The sequence below is a fragment of the Streptomyces sp. 184 genome, assembly GCF_045781775.1.
Taxonomy (GTDB): domain Bacteria; phylum Actinomycetota; class Actinomycetes; order Streptomycetales; family Streptomycetaceae; genus Streptomyces.
The window spans coordinates 5,630,646-5,646,099 of record NZ_CP123230.1 but is presented as its reverse complement, the minus strand read 5'-3'; the positions used below and the strand labels follow the sequence as shown (position 1 = coordinate 5,646,099).

Annotated in this window: 11 protein-coding genes; 6 read left to right on the top strand and 5 right to left on the bottom strand. The window is 74.5% G+C overall.

The genetic code is table 11. From position 1 onward, the window contains the following. Positions 1-89: 89 nt before the first annotated feature. The 3 genes from QBL21_RS23925 to QBL21_RS23915 form a co-directional block, all read right to left on the bottom strand. Positions 90-917, bottom strand: a complete 828-nt coding sequence (locus QBL21_RS23925) for an ABC transporter permease (protein WP_407564272.1) — start codon at positions 915-917, stop codon at positions 90-92. Beyond that, positions 914-1,849, bottom strand: a complete 936-nt coding sequence (locus tag QBL21_RS23920; protein WP_407564271.1) for an ABC transporter ATP-binding protein — start codon at positions 1,847-1,849, stop codon at positions 914-916. Before QBL21_RS23920 ends, QBL21_RS23925 begins: the two co-directional genes overlap by 4 nt. 123 nt (positions 1,850-1,972) lie before the next feature. Then, positions 1,973-2,974, bottom strand: a complete 1,002-nt coding sequence (locus QBL21_RS23915; RefSeq protein ID WP_407566536.1) for a DMT family transporter — start codon at positions 2,972-2,974, stop codon at positions 1,973-1,975. A gap of 96 nt (positions 2,975-3,070) precedes the next feature. Here QBL21_RS23915 and QBL21_RS23910 point away from each other — a divergent pair, with 96 nt between their 5' ends. Beyond that, the gene (locus tag QBL21_RS23910) at positions 3,071-3,430 is read left to right on the top strand and encodes a chorismate mutase (RefSeq protein WP_407564270.1); all 360 of its coding nucleotides are present in this window, start codon (positions 3,071-3,073) and stop codon (positions 3,428-3,430) included. A 20-nt stretch (positions 3,431-3,450) separates the two neighbouring features. On the opposite strand, the gene QBL21_RS23905 is transcribed toward QBL21_RS23910, so the two are convergent. Next, positions 3,451-4,326 carry a hypothetical protein gene (locus QBL21_RS23905; protein ID WP_407564269.1) on the bottom strand — a complete coding sequence of 292 codons (876 nt, stop codon included), beginning with the start codon at positions 4,324-4,326 and terminating at the stop codon, positions 3,451-3,453. 130 nt (positions 4,327-4,456) lie between these two features. Here QBL21_RS23905 and pepN point away from each other — a divergent pair, with 130 nt between their 5' ends. The 5 genes from pepN to pyk all read left to right on the top strand — a co-directional run bounded on the left by pepN (position 4,457) and on the right by pyk (position 12,490). Then, a complete protein-coding gene (gene pepN, locus QBL21_RS23900) occupies positions 4,457-7,030 on the top strand; it encodes an aminopeptidase N (protein WP_407564268.1) in 2,574 nt (857 codons plus the stop codon). A 223-nt stretch (positions 7,031-7,253) separates the two neighbouring features. After that, positions 7,254-8,780: a pyridoxal phosphate-dependent decarboxylase family protein gene (locus QBL21_RS23895; RefSeq protein ID WP_407564267.1), complete on the top strand. Its 1,527-nt coding sequence runs from the start codon at positions 7,254-7,256 to the stop codon at positions 8,778-8,780. Continuing rightward, positions 8,770-10,197 carry a lysine N(6)-hydroxylase/L-ornithine N(5)-oxygenase family protein gene (locus QBL21_RS23890; protein WP_407564266.1) on the top strand — a complete coding sequence of 476 codons (1,428 nt, stop codon included), beginning with the start codon at positions 8,770-8,772 and terminating at the stop codon, positions 10,195-10,197. The genes QBL21_RS23895 and QBL21_RS23890 overlap by 11 nt, the downstream gene beginning before the upstream one ends. Beyond that, a complete protein-coding gene (locus QBL21_RS23885; RefSeq protein ID WP_407564265.1) occupies positions 10,194-10,922 on the top strand; it encodes an SIMPL domain-containing protein in 729 nt (242 codons plus the stop codon). Before QBL21_RS23890 ends, QBL21_RS23885 begins: the two co-directional genes overlap by 4 nt. Before the next feature lie 134 nt (positions 10,923-11,056). Further along, positions 11,057-12,490, top strand: coding sequence for a pyruvate kinase (gene pyk / locus QBL21_RS23880; RefSeq protein ID WP_407564264.1), 1,434 nt, complete (start codon positions 11,057-11,059; stop codon positions 12,488-12,490). 163 nt (positions 12,491-12,653) lie between these two features. On the opposite strand, the gene polA is transcribed toward pyk, so the two are convergent. Further along, positions 12,654-15,329, bottom strand: a complete 2,676-nt coding sequence (gene polA / locus QBL21_RS23875; protein ID WP_407566535.1) for a DNA polymerase I — start codon at positions 15,327-15,329, stop codon at positions 12,654-12,656. Positions 15,330-15,454: the final 125 nt, after the last annotated feature.

Sequence of the window (15,454 nt, the reverse complement as noted above, 5' to 3'; positions counted from 1 at the left end):
CGCGTCGCCCGGCGCCTGCCGGGCCCCCGGTCACGGCCCCGCGGCCCCGCGGCCCGCGCGGCTCCCGGCCCATCGTCGCCCGCGGGCGCTCAGACGTCACTACGCCGCAGCCGCAGCCCCGCCGCCGCCAGCCCGGCCGCCGCCCAGAGGGCCACGCTGACGAGCGCGGCGCCGATCCCCGGCAGGTCCGGCCGCGGGTCGGCCGCCGCCAGCGGTTCCATGGCGGCCAGCGGCGTGTACGCCACCGCGTCCTCGATCCACGCGTACGGCAGCAGCGGCGCCACGTTCGGCACCACCATCAGCACGGCCACGAACGCCCCGATCGACGCCGGGATGCTGCGCAGCAGCGCCCCGACCGCCACCCCGAGCACGGCGATCAGAGCCGCCCCCGCGGCCGTCGTGACCAGCGCCCGCGTCACCCCGGGATCCCCGAGGCCGGCGGCGATGGGAGTGTCGGCGAGGAACGCCTGCGCCAGCGGGAACGTCGTGAACGCCGTCGCCAGCAGCAGGACGAAGCTCACGGCGCCGAACACCGCCGCCTTGGCCCACAGCACCGGCAGGCGGCGCGGCACCGCCGCCATCGTGGCCCGCACCATGCCCGTCGACCACTCGCCCGCGGTGGTGAGGATGCCCAGGACCGGCAGGATCAGCAGGCCGAAGTTCAGGCCGAGCAGCGTGGTGTCGACGGGATCGCCGGGGCCGTCGCCGCCGCCGTCGGTGTACGTCGCGCCGATGGCCAGACCGATGCCGACGGCCAGCACGACGACGGCGGCCAGCGAGTACCAGGTCGAGCGCAGCGACCACAGCTTCGACCACTCCGAGCGCAGCACGCGCGGGTACGTCACGCGGTAGCCGGCGCCGCGGGCACCGGTGCTCGCGCCGCCCGGGCCGGGCGCGGTCAGGGACGCGGTGCTCATGCGGCCACCTCCTCCTTCCGCCCCGCGGCGGAGGCGTGGAACTCGACGGCGTCCCGGGTCAGCTCCATGAACGCCTCCTCCAGCGACACCCGGTGCGGCGTCAGCTCGAACAGCGGCACGGCGTGCGCGGCGGCCGTCAGTCCGATGTCCTCGGCGCCGACGCCGCTGACCCGCAGTTCGCCCGGTGCGTCCGAGGTGACCGTGACACCGGGGCCGGCCAGCAACTCCCGCAGCAGGCCCGCCTGCGGCGACTTCAGCGACACCTCGTCGCGCCCCGCGGACCGTACGAACTCCGCCACCGTCGTGTCCGCGAGCAGCCGCCCGCGGCCGACGATGACCAGGTGCTCCGCGGTCAGCGCCATCTCGCTCATCAGGTGCGACGAGACGAACACCGTGCGGCCCTCCGCCGCCAGCTCCTTGAGCAGGTTGCGGATCCACAGCACGCCCTCGGGGTCGAGGCCGTTGACCGGTTCGTCGAGCACGACGGCCGCCGGGTCGGCGAGCAGCGCGGCGGCGATGCCGAGCCGCTGCCCCATGCCCAGCGAGAACCCGCCGGCGCGCTTGCGCGCCGCCCCGGCCAGCCCCACCGCCTCGATCACCTCCTCCACCCGGCCGCGCGGGATGCCGTGGGTCAGGGCGAGCGCGAGGAGGTGCTTGTACGCGCTGCGTCCGGTGTGCACCGACCGTGCCTCCAGCAGCGCCCCGATCTCCGCCAGGGGCGCCGGATGCTGTGCGTACGGGCGCCCGCCCACGGTGACGGAGCCGCGGGTGGGCGCGTCCAGGCCCACGATGAGGCGCATCGTGGTGGACTTGCCGGCGCCGTTGGGCCCGAGGAAGCCGGTCACGGTGCCCGGGTGCACGGTGAAGGTCAGGTCGTCGACGGCGGTCTTCTCGCCGTACCGCTTGGTCAGGCCGCGTACTTCGATGGTCATACGGGCGACGCTAGGCCGCGCGGGCACGCCGATCGTCCGACCACGGCGCGCATCCGCGCGACGCCGTAGTACCACGGGAGGACCCCCGCTACGGCCCGGGCACACCCCCGCCGCCCGGCATGCTCAGCACGGCTTCTCCTCCCGCGCCGACTCCCCGGCCGCATCGCCCGCCGGCTCCGCGGCCACCTCCCCGGCCTCCGGCGCCGCACCGACCCCCGCCGCCCCCGCAGCCCCGGCCGCCGACGCCGTACCGCCCGAGGCGACGACGCCCCCGCCGCGGCGTATGCCCCGCCGCCGCGAGACGGCCACCCCCGCCAGGCACAGCGCGCCGCCCAGCAGCGTCGGCACCTCCGGCACCTCGCCGAGTGCCGCCCAGGACATCAGCACCACCAGCGCCGGCACCGCGTACGTCGTGGCGCCCATCTTTCCCGCCGTGGTCCGCGCCAGCGCGTACGCCCACGTCGTGAAGGCCAGCGCCGTCGGGAAGATGCCGAGATACACCACGTTGGCCGTGGCCGAGAGCGGCGCGTCGCCGAGCTGCCCCGCCAACTGCCCGGCGAACGGCAGGCACAGCACCGCGCCCGTCATGCAGCCGTAGGCCGTGACCTGGAGCGGCGAGGCGTGCGCCAGCGCCGGCTTCTGGCTGACGACCCCGCTCGCGTACGTCGCCGCGGCCAGCAGGCACAGCAGCACCCCGCCGAGCGAGGAACTGCCCCCGTCGGACATCGATATCCCGACCACCACGGCGCCCGCGAAGGACACCCCCAGGCCGGCCAGCAGCATCCGCGGGAAGCCCTCCTTCAGCAGCCAGCCGCTGAGCAGCGCCACGAGCATCGGCCCGACGTTGACGACCATGGCGGCCGTGCCCGCGTCGACCAACTGCTCACCCCAGTTGAGCGCCACCATGTACACCCCGAACCAGAGCGTGCCCGAGACCGCGATGCCCGGCCACGCACCCCGCGGCGGGAAGCCCTCCCGGCGCACGGCCAGCAGCACCGCCAGCGCGGCGGAGCCCGCCAGGAGCCGCCCGAGCGCCAGTGCGCCGGGGCTGAAGTGCTCGCCCGTATCCCGGATCGAGACGAACGCCGACGCCCACAGCACCACCGTCACCGCCGCCGCGGCCATCGCCCGCCGGTCCGCCCCCGCCTGCACGTATCCCGCCATACCCAGGAACGTAACAGGCGGCACCGACAACGCGCCCGCCCCTGTTACGGTGGCCCGATGACCGACCACTCCACGTCCCCGTCGGCCATGGACGGCCTCCCCGACTCCGCCGTACGAGCCGAGCTGGACCGGCTCCGCGAAAGCATCGACAACATCGACGCGGCCGTCGTGCACATGCTGGCCGAACGCTTCAAGTGCACCCAGCAGGTCGGCCGTCTCAAGGCAGCCCACCACCTGCCGCCCGCCGACCCCGCCCGCGAGGCCCGCCAGATCACCCGCCTCCGCGAACTGGCGGAGAGCGCGAGGCTCGACCCGGCATTCGCGGAGAAACTTCTCAACTTCATCATCGCCGAGGTCATCCGCCACCACGAGACCATCGCCAACTCCGCGGCCCCGGAGCCTCCCGCGGCCCGCTGACCCGCGCACCGGGCTCCCGGTCAGGCGCCCCGCGTCGCGTCGTACGCCGCGAAGACCGCCTCCGGCAGCAGCCAGCCCTCCTCGCGGAAGATCCGCGCCCCCGCCTCCCGCACCCCCGCGTCGCCGCCCGCGCGGGTGACCCAGTCGCCGGGCGTCGGGCCGAGGAGGTCGCGCAGGCGGGTCGAGGCGGCAAGCAGGCGGGTCAGGAGCGCGGGCTGGTCCGCGGTGTGGGCCAGCGGGCGGCGGTGGGCGTCGGACAGGATGCCGCGGGCGTTGTAGTAGACGTACGTGTCCGCCGGCCGCTCGCCGGTGGACAGCCGCACCGGGAACTCGGCGCCCGGCAGCAGCGCGCGGCCGTAGTTCGGCATCTCCGTGCCGTCCACGGCGCGCAGTTGCTCCTCGTCCAGCCACGTGACCCACAGCCGCGAGGCCGCGCTCCCCTTCGCGTACGGGGCCGCCGCGACGTACCCCGGCCGGCTGATGTGCGCCGAGACGCCGACGCCGATGCCGCGCACGGTGGCCGGCGTGACCGGCACGACGGCGGGCAGCCCGAGGTGCGTGAGCTTGTGGCGCAACTGCCCCGGCGCCGCGTTGGACCCCAGTGCCAGCACCGCGAACCGCTCCGCGACCGGCGCCCGCCCCAGCGACCCCAGCGCCTCGTCCAGCCCCGTCTCCGCACCGCCGTCGACCAGAGCCCCGGCCCCGGCCTCGTCCAGACCACCGGCCGCGCCCCCGGCCACCCGCCACCGCCCCACCCCGCCCGGCGCGGGCCGCAGCGGCAGCAGCCGGCCGCCGGCGAGCAGCGCGGGACCGGGCACCGGCGGCCCCGGATAGGCCAGCGGCTCCAGCAGGGGCACGGTCGCGAGGCCCAGCGCCTCCAGGGTTCTGTCCGGCACGCCGAGCAGGGTAGCCGCGCGGCCCCGGGCCGCCGCCGACTCCGGGCCGCCCCCGGCCCCGGACGCGAGTTCGAGGCTCGACGCCCCCGGGTGTCGTCGTACCCGCAGGTGGTGAGGCAGCATATGCCCCATGCCCGCACTCACCCGCGCCGAGGCGCAGCTCCGCGCCGGCCTTCTGGACGTCCGCCACTACGCCGTCGACCTCGACCTGACGCGCGGCGAGGAGGTCTTCGACAGCAGCACGGTCATCACCTTCGCCGCCCACGCGGCGGGGGAGACGTTCGTCGAGGTCAGGCCCGCCGAGCTGGTACGGGTCACGCTCGACGGCCAGGAGCTGGACACCGGCGCGCTCGACGACAACCGCCTCGCGCTGCAACTCGGCGAGGGCGAGCACGAACTGCGCGTCGAGGCCGCCATGCGCTACTCGCGCACCGGTGAGGGCATGCACCGCTTCACGGACCCCGCCGACGGCGAGACGTACGTCTACAGCCAGCTCTTCCTGGACGACGTGCAGCGCGTCTTCGCCGCCTTCGACCAGCCCGACCTCAAGGCCGTCTTCGACGTCTCCGTCACCGCGCCCGCCGGCTGGACCGTCCTCGGCAACGGCATCGCGCACCAGGACACCGCCGGTCGGGAAAGCGCCGGCAGGGAACACGACGCCGATCCCGAAGCCGGCGTCCGCTGGCGGCTGACCACCACCCCGCCGCTGGCCACCTACCTCGTCGCCGTCGCCGCCGGACCCTGGCACTCCGTCCACACCGAGCACGCCGGGCTGCCCTTCGGCCTGCACTGCCGCCGCTCGCTCGCCGCCCACCTCGACACCGACGCCGACGAGCTGTTCGACATCACCCGCCGCTGCTTCGACCGCTACCACGAGCGGTTCGCCGAGCCGTACCCCTTCGACTCCTACGACCAGGCGTTCGTCCCGGAGTTCAACGCCAACGCCATGGAGAACCCGGGCCTGGTCACGTACCGCGACGAGTTCGTCTACCGCTCCGCCGTCACCGACACCGAGCGCCAGACCCGCGCCATGGTGATCGCGCACGAGATGGCGCACATGTGGTTCGGCGACCTGGTCACGCTGCGCTGGTGGGACGACATCTGGCTGAACGAGTCCTTCGCCGAGTACATGGGCTACCAGATCCTCAGCGAGGCCACCCGCTTCACCGGCACCTGGACTGACTTCGCCATCGCCCGCAAGAGCTGGGGCTACGACGCCGACCAGCGCCCCTCCACGCACCCCGTCGCCCCGCCGCGCGTCGCCGACAGCGCCTCCGCGCTCCAGAACTTCGACGGCATCTCGTACGCGAAGGGCGCGAGCGTCCTGCGCCAACTCGTCGCCTGGATCGGCGAGAAGGACTTCTTCGCCGGGCTCGACGACTACTTCGCCCGGCACCGCTTCGCCAACGCCTCCCTCGCCGACTTCATCGAGTCCATGGCCCGCGCCTCCGGCCGCGACGTGCCCGAGTGGGCCGACGACTGGCTGCGCACCACCGGCGTCGACACCTTCCGGCCGGAGACCTGGGAGGGCGAGGACGACGTGTGGGTGCTGGAGGTCGAGCACGCCGGGCGCCGCCCGCACCGGCTGGACATCGGCCTCTACGACGAGGTCCCCGACGAGCCCGGCCGGATGGTGCTGCGCGAGCGGCTGGAGCACGAGTTCACCGCCGACCTCGGGCTGAAGTCCGTGTCCGCGGAGGGCCGGACGCCCGACCTCGTCCTCCTCAACGACGGCGACCTCACCTACACCAAGATCCGCCTGGACGAGCGCTCCTGGGAGACCGCGCTGCGCTGCCTGTCCGGCATCCCCGACCCGCTCAGCCGGGCCGTCCTGTGGAACGCCGCCCGCGACATGGCCCGCGACGCCGAACTCCCGCCCGCCGACTACCTGCGGGCCGCCGCCGCGCACCTGCCGGCGGAGGACGACCTCGCCGTCGTCCAGGGAGTGCTGGCCTTCGCCCGCGGCCCGCTCGCCACCACCTACGTGCCCGACGCGGACCGGCCCGCGGCCCGCGCGACCGTCGACGGCATCTGCCGCGAACTGCTGCGCCGCACCGACGAGAACGCCGACCCCGGGCTGCGGCTCGCGGCCGTACGCACCCTCATCGAGACCGCCGACCAGCCCGACGAGGTACGCGACTGGCTCGCCGCCGGCACCGTCCCCGGCGGCCCCGTCCTCGACCCCGACCTGCGCTGGCGCTGCCTGGCCCGGCTCGCCGTCCTCGGCGCCGCGGGCCCCGAGCGGATCGAGGCGGAGGTCGCCCGCGACCCCGGCGCCTCGGCGCAGGAGGGCGCGGCGCGGTGCCTGGCCGCGCAGCCGGGTGCCGAGGCGAAGGCGGCGGCCTGGGAGTCGATGTACGGGGACGGGGGCGCGGCCGGCGGCGAGCCCTCCAACTACCTCTTCACCGCCACCGCCCTCGGCTTCTGGCAGCCGGAGCACCACGAGGTGCTGGCGCCGTACGTGGCGCGCTGGTTCGCCGAGACGCCGGCGCTCGCCGCGCGCCGCGGCCCCGCCATAGCCGCGGCGGCGGGGCGCTGGGGGTTCCCGCGGGGGTTCGTGGACGGGGAGACGCTGCGGCTGGGCGAGGAGTGCCTGGAGCACGGCGAGCCGGTGCCGGCGCTGCGGCGGCGACTGGAGGACCAGCTCGACGACCTGGGCCGGGCGCTGCGCGTACGCGAGGCGGCGGAGAACGCGGGCGAGTAGCGGCCGGAGGCCGGGCGCACGGCCGGACCGGCGGCGCGCCCGGCTTCGTGAGCAGACGTCCCCTAGCAGATCGGGGAACGCGTCCCTCCGCGTCCTCGCGCGTTCCCACGTACGGGCGAACTCCCGGGCAGAACGGCACGTTTCGGAGAAAAGTCGGCAGTAGGTTAGGGCCGCCTCACCTCACCACACCGGTTCTCCGAGACCGGCGCCCACAGGAGCCTGCATGCCCGTTGCCGCCGAAGCCGCCCTCGCGGGTGGCCCCGCCGGCCCCCGCGCCCTCCGCCCGTACCTCGACACCGTCCTCGCCGCCCTCGGCGACGGCGCCGCCCGCCGCCGCGGCCCGCTGCCCGCCGGCGGCCCCCGCGCCGTCGCCGCGCGGGTACGCGAGGCCGTCCGCCCCCTGCTGCCCGACACCGGCGTCGGGGCCGAGGCGGCCCTCGCCCGCCTCGTACGCGTCCTCGCCGAGGGCGCCGCCGACCCGGCGGACCCGCACTGCGCCGCCCACCTGCACGCCCCGCCGCTCGCCGTCGCCGTCGCCGCGGACCTCGCGGCGAGCGTGCTCAATCCCTCGCTGGACTCCTGGGACCAGGCCCCGGCCGCCTCCGAGCTGGAGGCCGAGGTGGCCGCCGCCGTCGCCGCCGAGGTCCACCCCGGCGCCGCCCGCCCCGACGCGCTGGTCACCACCGGCGGCACCGAAGCCAACCAGCTCGCGCTGCTGCTCGCCCGCGAACTCCTCGGGCCCGGCGTGCAGGTGGTCACCGGCGCCAACGCCCACCACAGCGTCCGCCGCGCCGCGTGGCTGCTGGGCATGCGTGCCCCGCACGTCGTGCCCACCCCGCGCGGCGTCCTCGACCCCGCCGCCGTACGCGACGCGCTCGGCCTGCTCCGCGGCCCCGGCCCCGGCGCCGCGCCCGGCCCGGCGCTGGTCGTCGGCACCGCCGGCACCACCGACGCCGGCGCCGTCGACCCGCTGCCCGCACTCGCCGACGCCGCCGTGGCACACGGCGCCCGGCTGCACGTGGACGCCGCGTACGGAGGGCTGCTCCTGCTCGCCCCCGGCCGCGCGCACCTCGTCGCCGGGCTCGACCGGGCCCACACCGTCGCGCTCGACCTGCACAAGCTGGGCTGGCAGCCGATCGCCGCCGGCTTCCTGGCCGTACGCGACGACGCCGACCTGGCCCCGCTCGCGTACCGCGCCGACTACCTCAGCGCCGACGACGACACCGAGGCGGGCCTGCCCGACCTGCTGCACCGCTCCCTGCGCACCACGCGCCGCGCCGACGTGCTCAAGGTCGCCGTCACGCTGCGGGCGCTGGGCCGGGCCGGGGTCGCGGAGCTGGTGGAGGGGGCGTTCGCCGCGGCGGCCCGGCTCGCGGAGCTGGTCGAGGAGGACCCCGAGCTGGAGCTGTACGCGCCGCCGACGCTGACCACGGTCCTCTTCCGGCCCGCGGGCGCCGGCGACGCCGCCGTGGCGGCGCTGCGGCGGCGGCTGCTCGCCGACGGGCACGCGGTGCTCGGCCGCGCGGAGGCGGGCGGGCGGCGCTGGCTGAAGGCGACCCTGCTCAACCCGCACGTCCAGCCCGGAGACCTGCGCAACCTGCTCAAACTCGTCACCGAGGCCCACCGGGCGGGACCGGCACACCCCCCGGCCTTAGCCGAAGCCTCACCACCGGCCGCCGCCCCCGGCCCGGCCGTTCTCGCGGACAGCGCGCCGCGCCGCGAGAACGGAACCGCCCCCGATGCCCGCTGAGCAGCCCGGCCACCTGCGCCCCCTCGACCTCGCCGGGATCGGCATCGGCCCGTTCAACCTCTCCCTCGCCGCGCTCGCCGCCCGCGTCCGGGGACTGACCAGCGCCTTCTACGAGCGCCGCGCCGAGTTCCGCTGGCACCCCGGGCTCCTCATCGAGGGCACCACCCTCCAAGTGCCCTTCCTCGCCGACCTCGTCACGCTCGCCGACCCCACCAGCCCCTTCAGCTTCCTCAACTACCTGCGCGTCCGCGAGCGGCTCTACCCCTTCTACTTCGCCGAGCGCTTCCACGCCCACCGCGCCGAGTACGACGCGTACTGCCGCTGGGTCAGCGGGCAGGTCCCAGGACTGCACTTCGGCCACCAGGTCGAGGACGTCCGCTGGAACGCGGAACGCGGCCTGTTCGAAGCCGACTTCACCCAGCTCGACGCCGCCGGCGGGGCCGCGGCGCTCGGCCGCGCCCACGCCCGGCACCTCGTCGTCGGCGTGGGCACCGAGCCGTACGTGCCGGAGGCGCTGCGCCCGCTCGCCGCCTCGCCCACCGCCGACGTCGTGCACGCCGCCGACTACCTCACCCACCGCGCCCACCTCATCGCCGCCGGGCACGTCACCGTCATCGGCGCGGGACAGTCCGGCGCCGAGGTCTTCCTCGACCTGCTGCGGGCCCGGCCGGCGGGCGCCGAGGGGCTGCACTGGCTGGCCCGTACCCCGGCGTTCGCGCCGATGGAGTACAGCAAGCTGGGCCTGGAGCAGTTCACGCCCGACCACGCGCGCTACTTCCACGGGCTCCCCGAGGACGTACGCGACGAACTGCTGCCCCGGCAGTGGCAGTTGTACAAGGGCATCGACCACGAGACCATCGCCGCCGTGCACGACGAGCTGTACCGCCGCACCCTCGGCGGCGGCTGGCCCGACGCCGTCCTCACCCCCGGCGTCACCGTACGCACCGCCGGGCGCCTCGGCTCGCACCGCATCGAACTGCACCTGGAACACGCCGCGCAGGGCGCCCGCGAGACGCTGCACACCGACGCCGTGGTGCTCGCCACCGGCTACCGGGAGCGCTCGCTCGACGGCCTCCTGGCCCCGCTGGAGCCGCTGCTGCGTCGCGACGCCGCGGGGCGTCCTGAGGTCGACGAGGGGCACCGCCTGGTCCTCGACCCGGCCGTCACGGGCCGGATCTACGTCCAGAACGCCGAGCGGCACACGCACGGCGTCGGCGCGCCCGACCTGGGCCTCGCCGCCCACCGCAGCGCCGCCATCCTCAACGACGTCACCGGCGCGGAACCGTACCCCCTGCCGCACCGCACCGCGTTCACCACCTTCGGGCTCCGCAAGCCCCCGCGCGAACGGCCCGACGAGCCCGACGAGCCGGCGCACGGGGTCCCGCGTGCGCCGGACCCTGGCACAGTGAGGGCATGACGAACCCGCCCCCCGCCCTCTCGTCCTCTCCCACCCCCAACGGTCCCACCCCCTACGGCACCGCCGACGAGCCGCGTCTCGCCGTCCGCGGCGAGGCCCGGCTCGAAGTCGACCCGGAGATCGCCCGGATCGCCGTCACCGTCGGCGTCCGCGGCACCGACCGGCGCGGCGCGCTGGAGGACCTGACCCGCCGCAACGCCGAGGCGCGCGAGCTGATCAGGTCGTACGGCGACGCGGTCGAGAAGCTGGAGACCGGGTCGCTGCTCGTGACGCCCGAACTCGGCCGGCACGGCCGCGGGGAGCGGGTGCGCCGCTACCTCGGCCGCGTCCGGCTGACCGCGACGCTCAGCGACTTCACCGCCCTCGGCGAGCTGAGCACCCGGGCCGCCGACCTCGACCTGGCGACCGTCGAGGGGCCGTGGTGGGCGCTGCGCCCGGACTCCCCGGTGCACCGCCAGGCACGGCAGCAGGCGGTACGGGAGGCGGTGACCCGCGCCCGCGAGTACGCCGAGGCGCTGGGCGCGGGGCTGACGGCCGTCGTCGAGATCGCCGACGAGGGTGCGGAGCAGCACGAGCCGTGGATGGCCACGGAGATGGCCCGCGGTTTCGCCGGCGCCGCCGCCCCGGGCGGGGAGGCGGCGCCCGCGCTCGACCTCGAACCTCAGCGACAGTCTGTCTACGCACGGGTGAACGCAAGGTTCATCATGACCCGTCCGCAACTCTGAAAGCGCTCATCAGAGCAGCGCCCCGCACGTTTTATTAGTTGTCGGCTCTCCCTCAATAGACCTTCAACCAAATGTCGTTGGAGAATGGCCAATACCCGGTTCCCTACCTGCCGGTAAGTCATAGAGTCGAATACATGCGCCGAGCGAAGATTGTCTGCACCCTGGGTCCTGCGACCGACACATACGACCAGATCAAGGGCCTGGTCGAGGCGGGAATGGACGTCGCCAGGTTCAATCTCAGCCATGGCACTTACGCTGAGCACGAGGAACGTTACGCACGGGTACGCAAGGCGGCCGACGAAACGGGGCGCAGCGTCGGCGTACTCGCCGACCTTCAGGGCCCGAAGATCCGGCTGGGCACCTTCCGGGAAGGTCCTGTATTTCTCGAACGGGGCGATGAATTCACGATCAGCGTCGACCCGGTCGAAGGCGACCGCCAGTGCTGCGGTACGACGTACCCCGGGCTGGCCGCCGACGTCGGGCGGGGCGAGCGCATCCTCGTCGACGACGGCCGCGTCACGCTGGAGGTGACCGCCGTGGACGGGCCCCGGGTCCGCACCATGGTCATCGAGGGCGGCATGGTCTCCGACAACAAGGGCCTGAACCTGCCCGGCGTCGCCGTCTCCGTCCCCGCGCTCTCCGCCAAGGACCGCGACGACCTGCGCTGGGCGCTGCGCACGGGCGCGGACATCATCGCGCTGTCCTTCGTACGCTCCGGGCAGGACGTCCGCGACGTCCACCGGATCATGGACGAGGAGGGCCGGCGGGTCCCGGTGATCGCCAAGGTGGAGAAGCCGCAGGCGGTCGAGAACCTGGAGGGCATCGTCGACGCCTTCGACGGGCTCATGGTGGCCCGCGGCGACCTCGGCGTGGAAATGCCGCTGGAGCAGGTGCCGATGGTGCAGAAGCGGGCGGTCAAGCTCGCCAAGCGGAACGCCAAGCCGGTCATCGTCGCCACGCAGATGCTCGAATCGATGATCGAGGCGTCCCGGCCGACCCGCGCGGAGGCGTCCGACGTCGCCAACGCGGTGATGGACGGCACGGACGCGGTGATGCTCTCCGGCGAGACGAGCGTCGGCAAGTACCCGATCCAGACGGTGCGGACGATGGGCCGGATCGTCGCGGCGGCGGAGGAGGAGCTGCTCGCCAAGGGCCTGCCGCCGCTGACCGAGCGCAGCAAGCCGCGCACGCAGGGCGGCGCGGTGGCGCGCGCCGCGGCGGAGGTCGGCGACTTCCTCGGGGCGCGCTACCTGGTGGCGTTCACGCAGTCCGGCGACACGGTGCGGCGGCTCTCGCGCTACCGCTCGCCGATCCCGGTGCTGGCCTTCACCCCGGACCGGGCCACGCGCAGCCAGCTCAACCTGACGTGGGGCGTGGAGACCTTCCTCGGCCCGATGGTGCAGACGACCGACGAGATGGTGGCGCAGGTCGACGAGCAGTTGCTGAAGATCGGCCGCTGCCGCAGGGGGGACGTGGTCGTGATCACCGCCGGCAGCCCGCCCGGCATCCCCGGCTCGACCAACCTCGTCCGCGTCCACCACATCGGCGAGGACGACCCCGCAAGCTGAGACGCCCCGCCGGCCGGGACGCCGCGCACGGGGGCGCCCGGAAGCCGGTACGACACCTCAGGCCGAGCGATCCTCCACGCCGGGACGATCCCTCAAGCCGACGGGGCCCCGGTCCGCCGGGACACCGGGCCGCCGGGCCTCCCGGCGGCCCGCTGCGCGGCGTTCAGTGCGCCGCCGACTCCCAGTCCGCCCCGACGCCCACCGCGACGTCCAGCGGCGCCCGCAGGGCCACCGCGCCGGCCATCTCGCGCCGCACCAGCTCCTCCACCCGCTCGCGCTCGCCCGGGGCGACCTCCAGCACGACTTCGTCGTGCACCTGGAGCAGCAGCCGGGTCTCCAGCGACGCCGCCGCCAGCGCGCGCTCCACCCGCAGCATGGCGAGCTTCACGATGTCCGCCGCGGTGCCCTGGATCGGCGCGTTGAGCGCCATCCGCTCCGCCATCTCGCGCCGCTGGCGGTTGTCGCTGTTGAGGTCGGGGAGATACCGGCGCCGGCCGAACATCGTCTCCGTGTAGCCCGTGGCCCGGGCCTCGTCCACGACGCGGCGCAGATAGTCCCGTACGCCGCCGAAGCGCTCGAAGTAGTTCTCCATCAGCTTGTTGGCCTCGGCGGCCGCGATGCCGAGCTGCTGCGAGAGGCCGAACGCGGACAGCCCGTAGGCCAGCCCGTACGACATCGCCTTGATCTTCCGCCGCATGTCGTGGTCGACCTCGGTGCGCGGCACCGAGAACACCTGCGAGGCGACGGTGTCGTGCAGGTCCTCGCCGGAGGCGAACGCCTCGATCAGGCCCTCGTCCTCCGAGAGATGGGCCATCACGCGCAGCTCGATCTGGCTGTAGTCGGCGGTCAGCAGCGACTCGTACCCCTCGCCGACGACGAAGCCGCGCCGGATCGCCCGGCCCTCGTCCGTACGGATGGGCACGTTCTGGAGGTTCGGATCGGTGGAGGACAGCCGGCCGGTGGCGGCGACGGTCTGGCTGAACGTGGTGTGGATCCGGCCGTCCGCCGCGATGGTCTTGATCAGCCCCTCGACCGTGGAGCGCAGCCGGGCCTGCTCGCGGTGGCGCAGCATGATGACCGGCAGCTCGTGGTCGGTCCGGGTGGCGAGCCAGGCCAGCGCGTCGGCGTCCGTGGTGTAACCCGTCTTGGTCTTCTTGGTCTTCGGCAGGCCCAGCTCGCCGAAGAAGACCTCCTGCAACTGCTTGGGCGAGCCGAGGTTGAACTCGTGCCCCACCGCGTCGTGCGCCTCCCGGACGGCCTGCTGCACCGCGCCGGCGAACTGCTCCTCCATGGCCTCCAGATGGGCCCGGTCCACCGCGACGCCGGCCCGCTCCATCCCCGCCAGCACCGCCGAGACCGGCAGCTCCATGTCCCGCAGCAGCTCCGCCGCGCCGACCTGCGCCAGCTTCTCCGACAGCGCCTCGCCGAGGTCCAGGACCGTACGGGCCGTACGCATCAGCGCGTCCCGCTCGGCGGCCTCCTGGTCGCCCTCCTCGCCGTCGAGGCCCAGTTCGAGCTGGCCGTCGGCGGCCGGGGGCTCCAGCTCTCGGCCCAGATAGGCGATCGACAGCGCGTCGAGCGCGAACGTCCGCCGGCCGGGGGTGACGAGGTAGGCGGCCAGGGCCGTGTCCATCGCGACGCCCTCGACCGTCCAGCCGTGCTCGGCCAGGACGCGCATGGCGCTCCTGGCGTCGTGCACCGTCTTGGGGCGGTCGGCGTCCGCGAGCCAGCCCGCGAACGCCTGCTCGTCCGCGGCGTCCAGCCGGGCCGGGTCGAACCACGAGGCCGGCCCCTCCGCGGTGGCCAGCGCGACCTCGGTGACGCTGCCGACGCCGAGCTGCCAGGTGCCGACGGTCGCCATGCCGAGCGGCACCGCGCCGTGCTCGGCGAGCCACGGCGCCAGCTCGCCGGTCTCCAGCACGCGGCCGTCGACCTGCACGCCGGGCTCGGGCTCGACCTCCTCCTCGCCGGCGCCCGGGTCGGCGTTGAACAGCCGCTCGCGGAAGTTGGGGTTGCGGAACTCCAGCGCGTCCATGATGACCTGGAGCGACGTCCGGTCGTACGGCCTGCGCTCCAGGCCCTCGGGGCCGGTGGAAAGCTCGACGGCGCGGTCCAACTCGGTGAGCCGGCGGTTGAGCTTCACCGCGTCCAGGTGGTCGCGCAGGTTCTGCCCGGCCTTGCCCTTGACCTCCTCGGCCCGCTCGGCCAGCTCCGCGAACGAGCCGAACTGCCTGATCCACTTGGCCGCGGTCTTCTCGCCGACGCCGGGGATGCCCGGCAGGTTGTCGGAGGGGTCGCCGCGCAGGGCGGCGAAGTCCGGGTACTGCGCGGGCGTCAGCCCGTACCGCTCCTCGACCTTCGCCGGGGTGAAGCGGGTCAGCTCGGAGACGCCCTTGGTCGGATACAGCACCGTCACGTGGTCGGAGACGAGCTGGAAGGAGTCCCGGTCGCCGGTGACGATCAGCACGTCGAACCCGGCCGCCTCCGCCTGCGTGGCCAGCGTGGCGATCACGTCGTCCGCCTCGAAGCCCTCGACGGCGAAGCGCGGCACGTTCATCGCGTCCAGCAGCTCGCCGATCAGCTCGACCTGGCCCCGGAAGTCGTCGGGGGTCGAGGAGCGGTTCGCCTTGTACTCCGCGAACTCCGCGGAGCGCCACGTCTTGCGGGAGACGTCGAAGGCGACGGCCAGATGCGTGGGCGCCTCGTCACGCAACGTGTTCGACAGCATCGATGTGAAGCCGTAGATCGCATTGGTGACCTGCCCGCTGGTCGTGGAGAAGTTCTCCGCGGGCAGCGCGAAGAACGCCCTGTAGGCCAGGGAGTGTCCGTCCAGCAGCATCAGGCGGGGGCGATGGGTCTTCGACGCGTTCTCAGCCACGGCTCCGATCCTGCCATGCCGCACCGACAACGGAGCCGTGACGGTGCGGCATGGCAGGATCGGTCCCCGTAGACCCGCCACGAGAA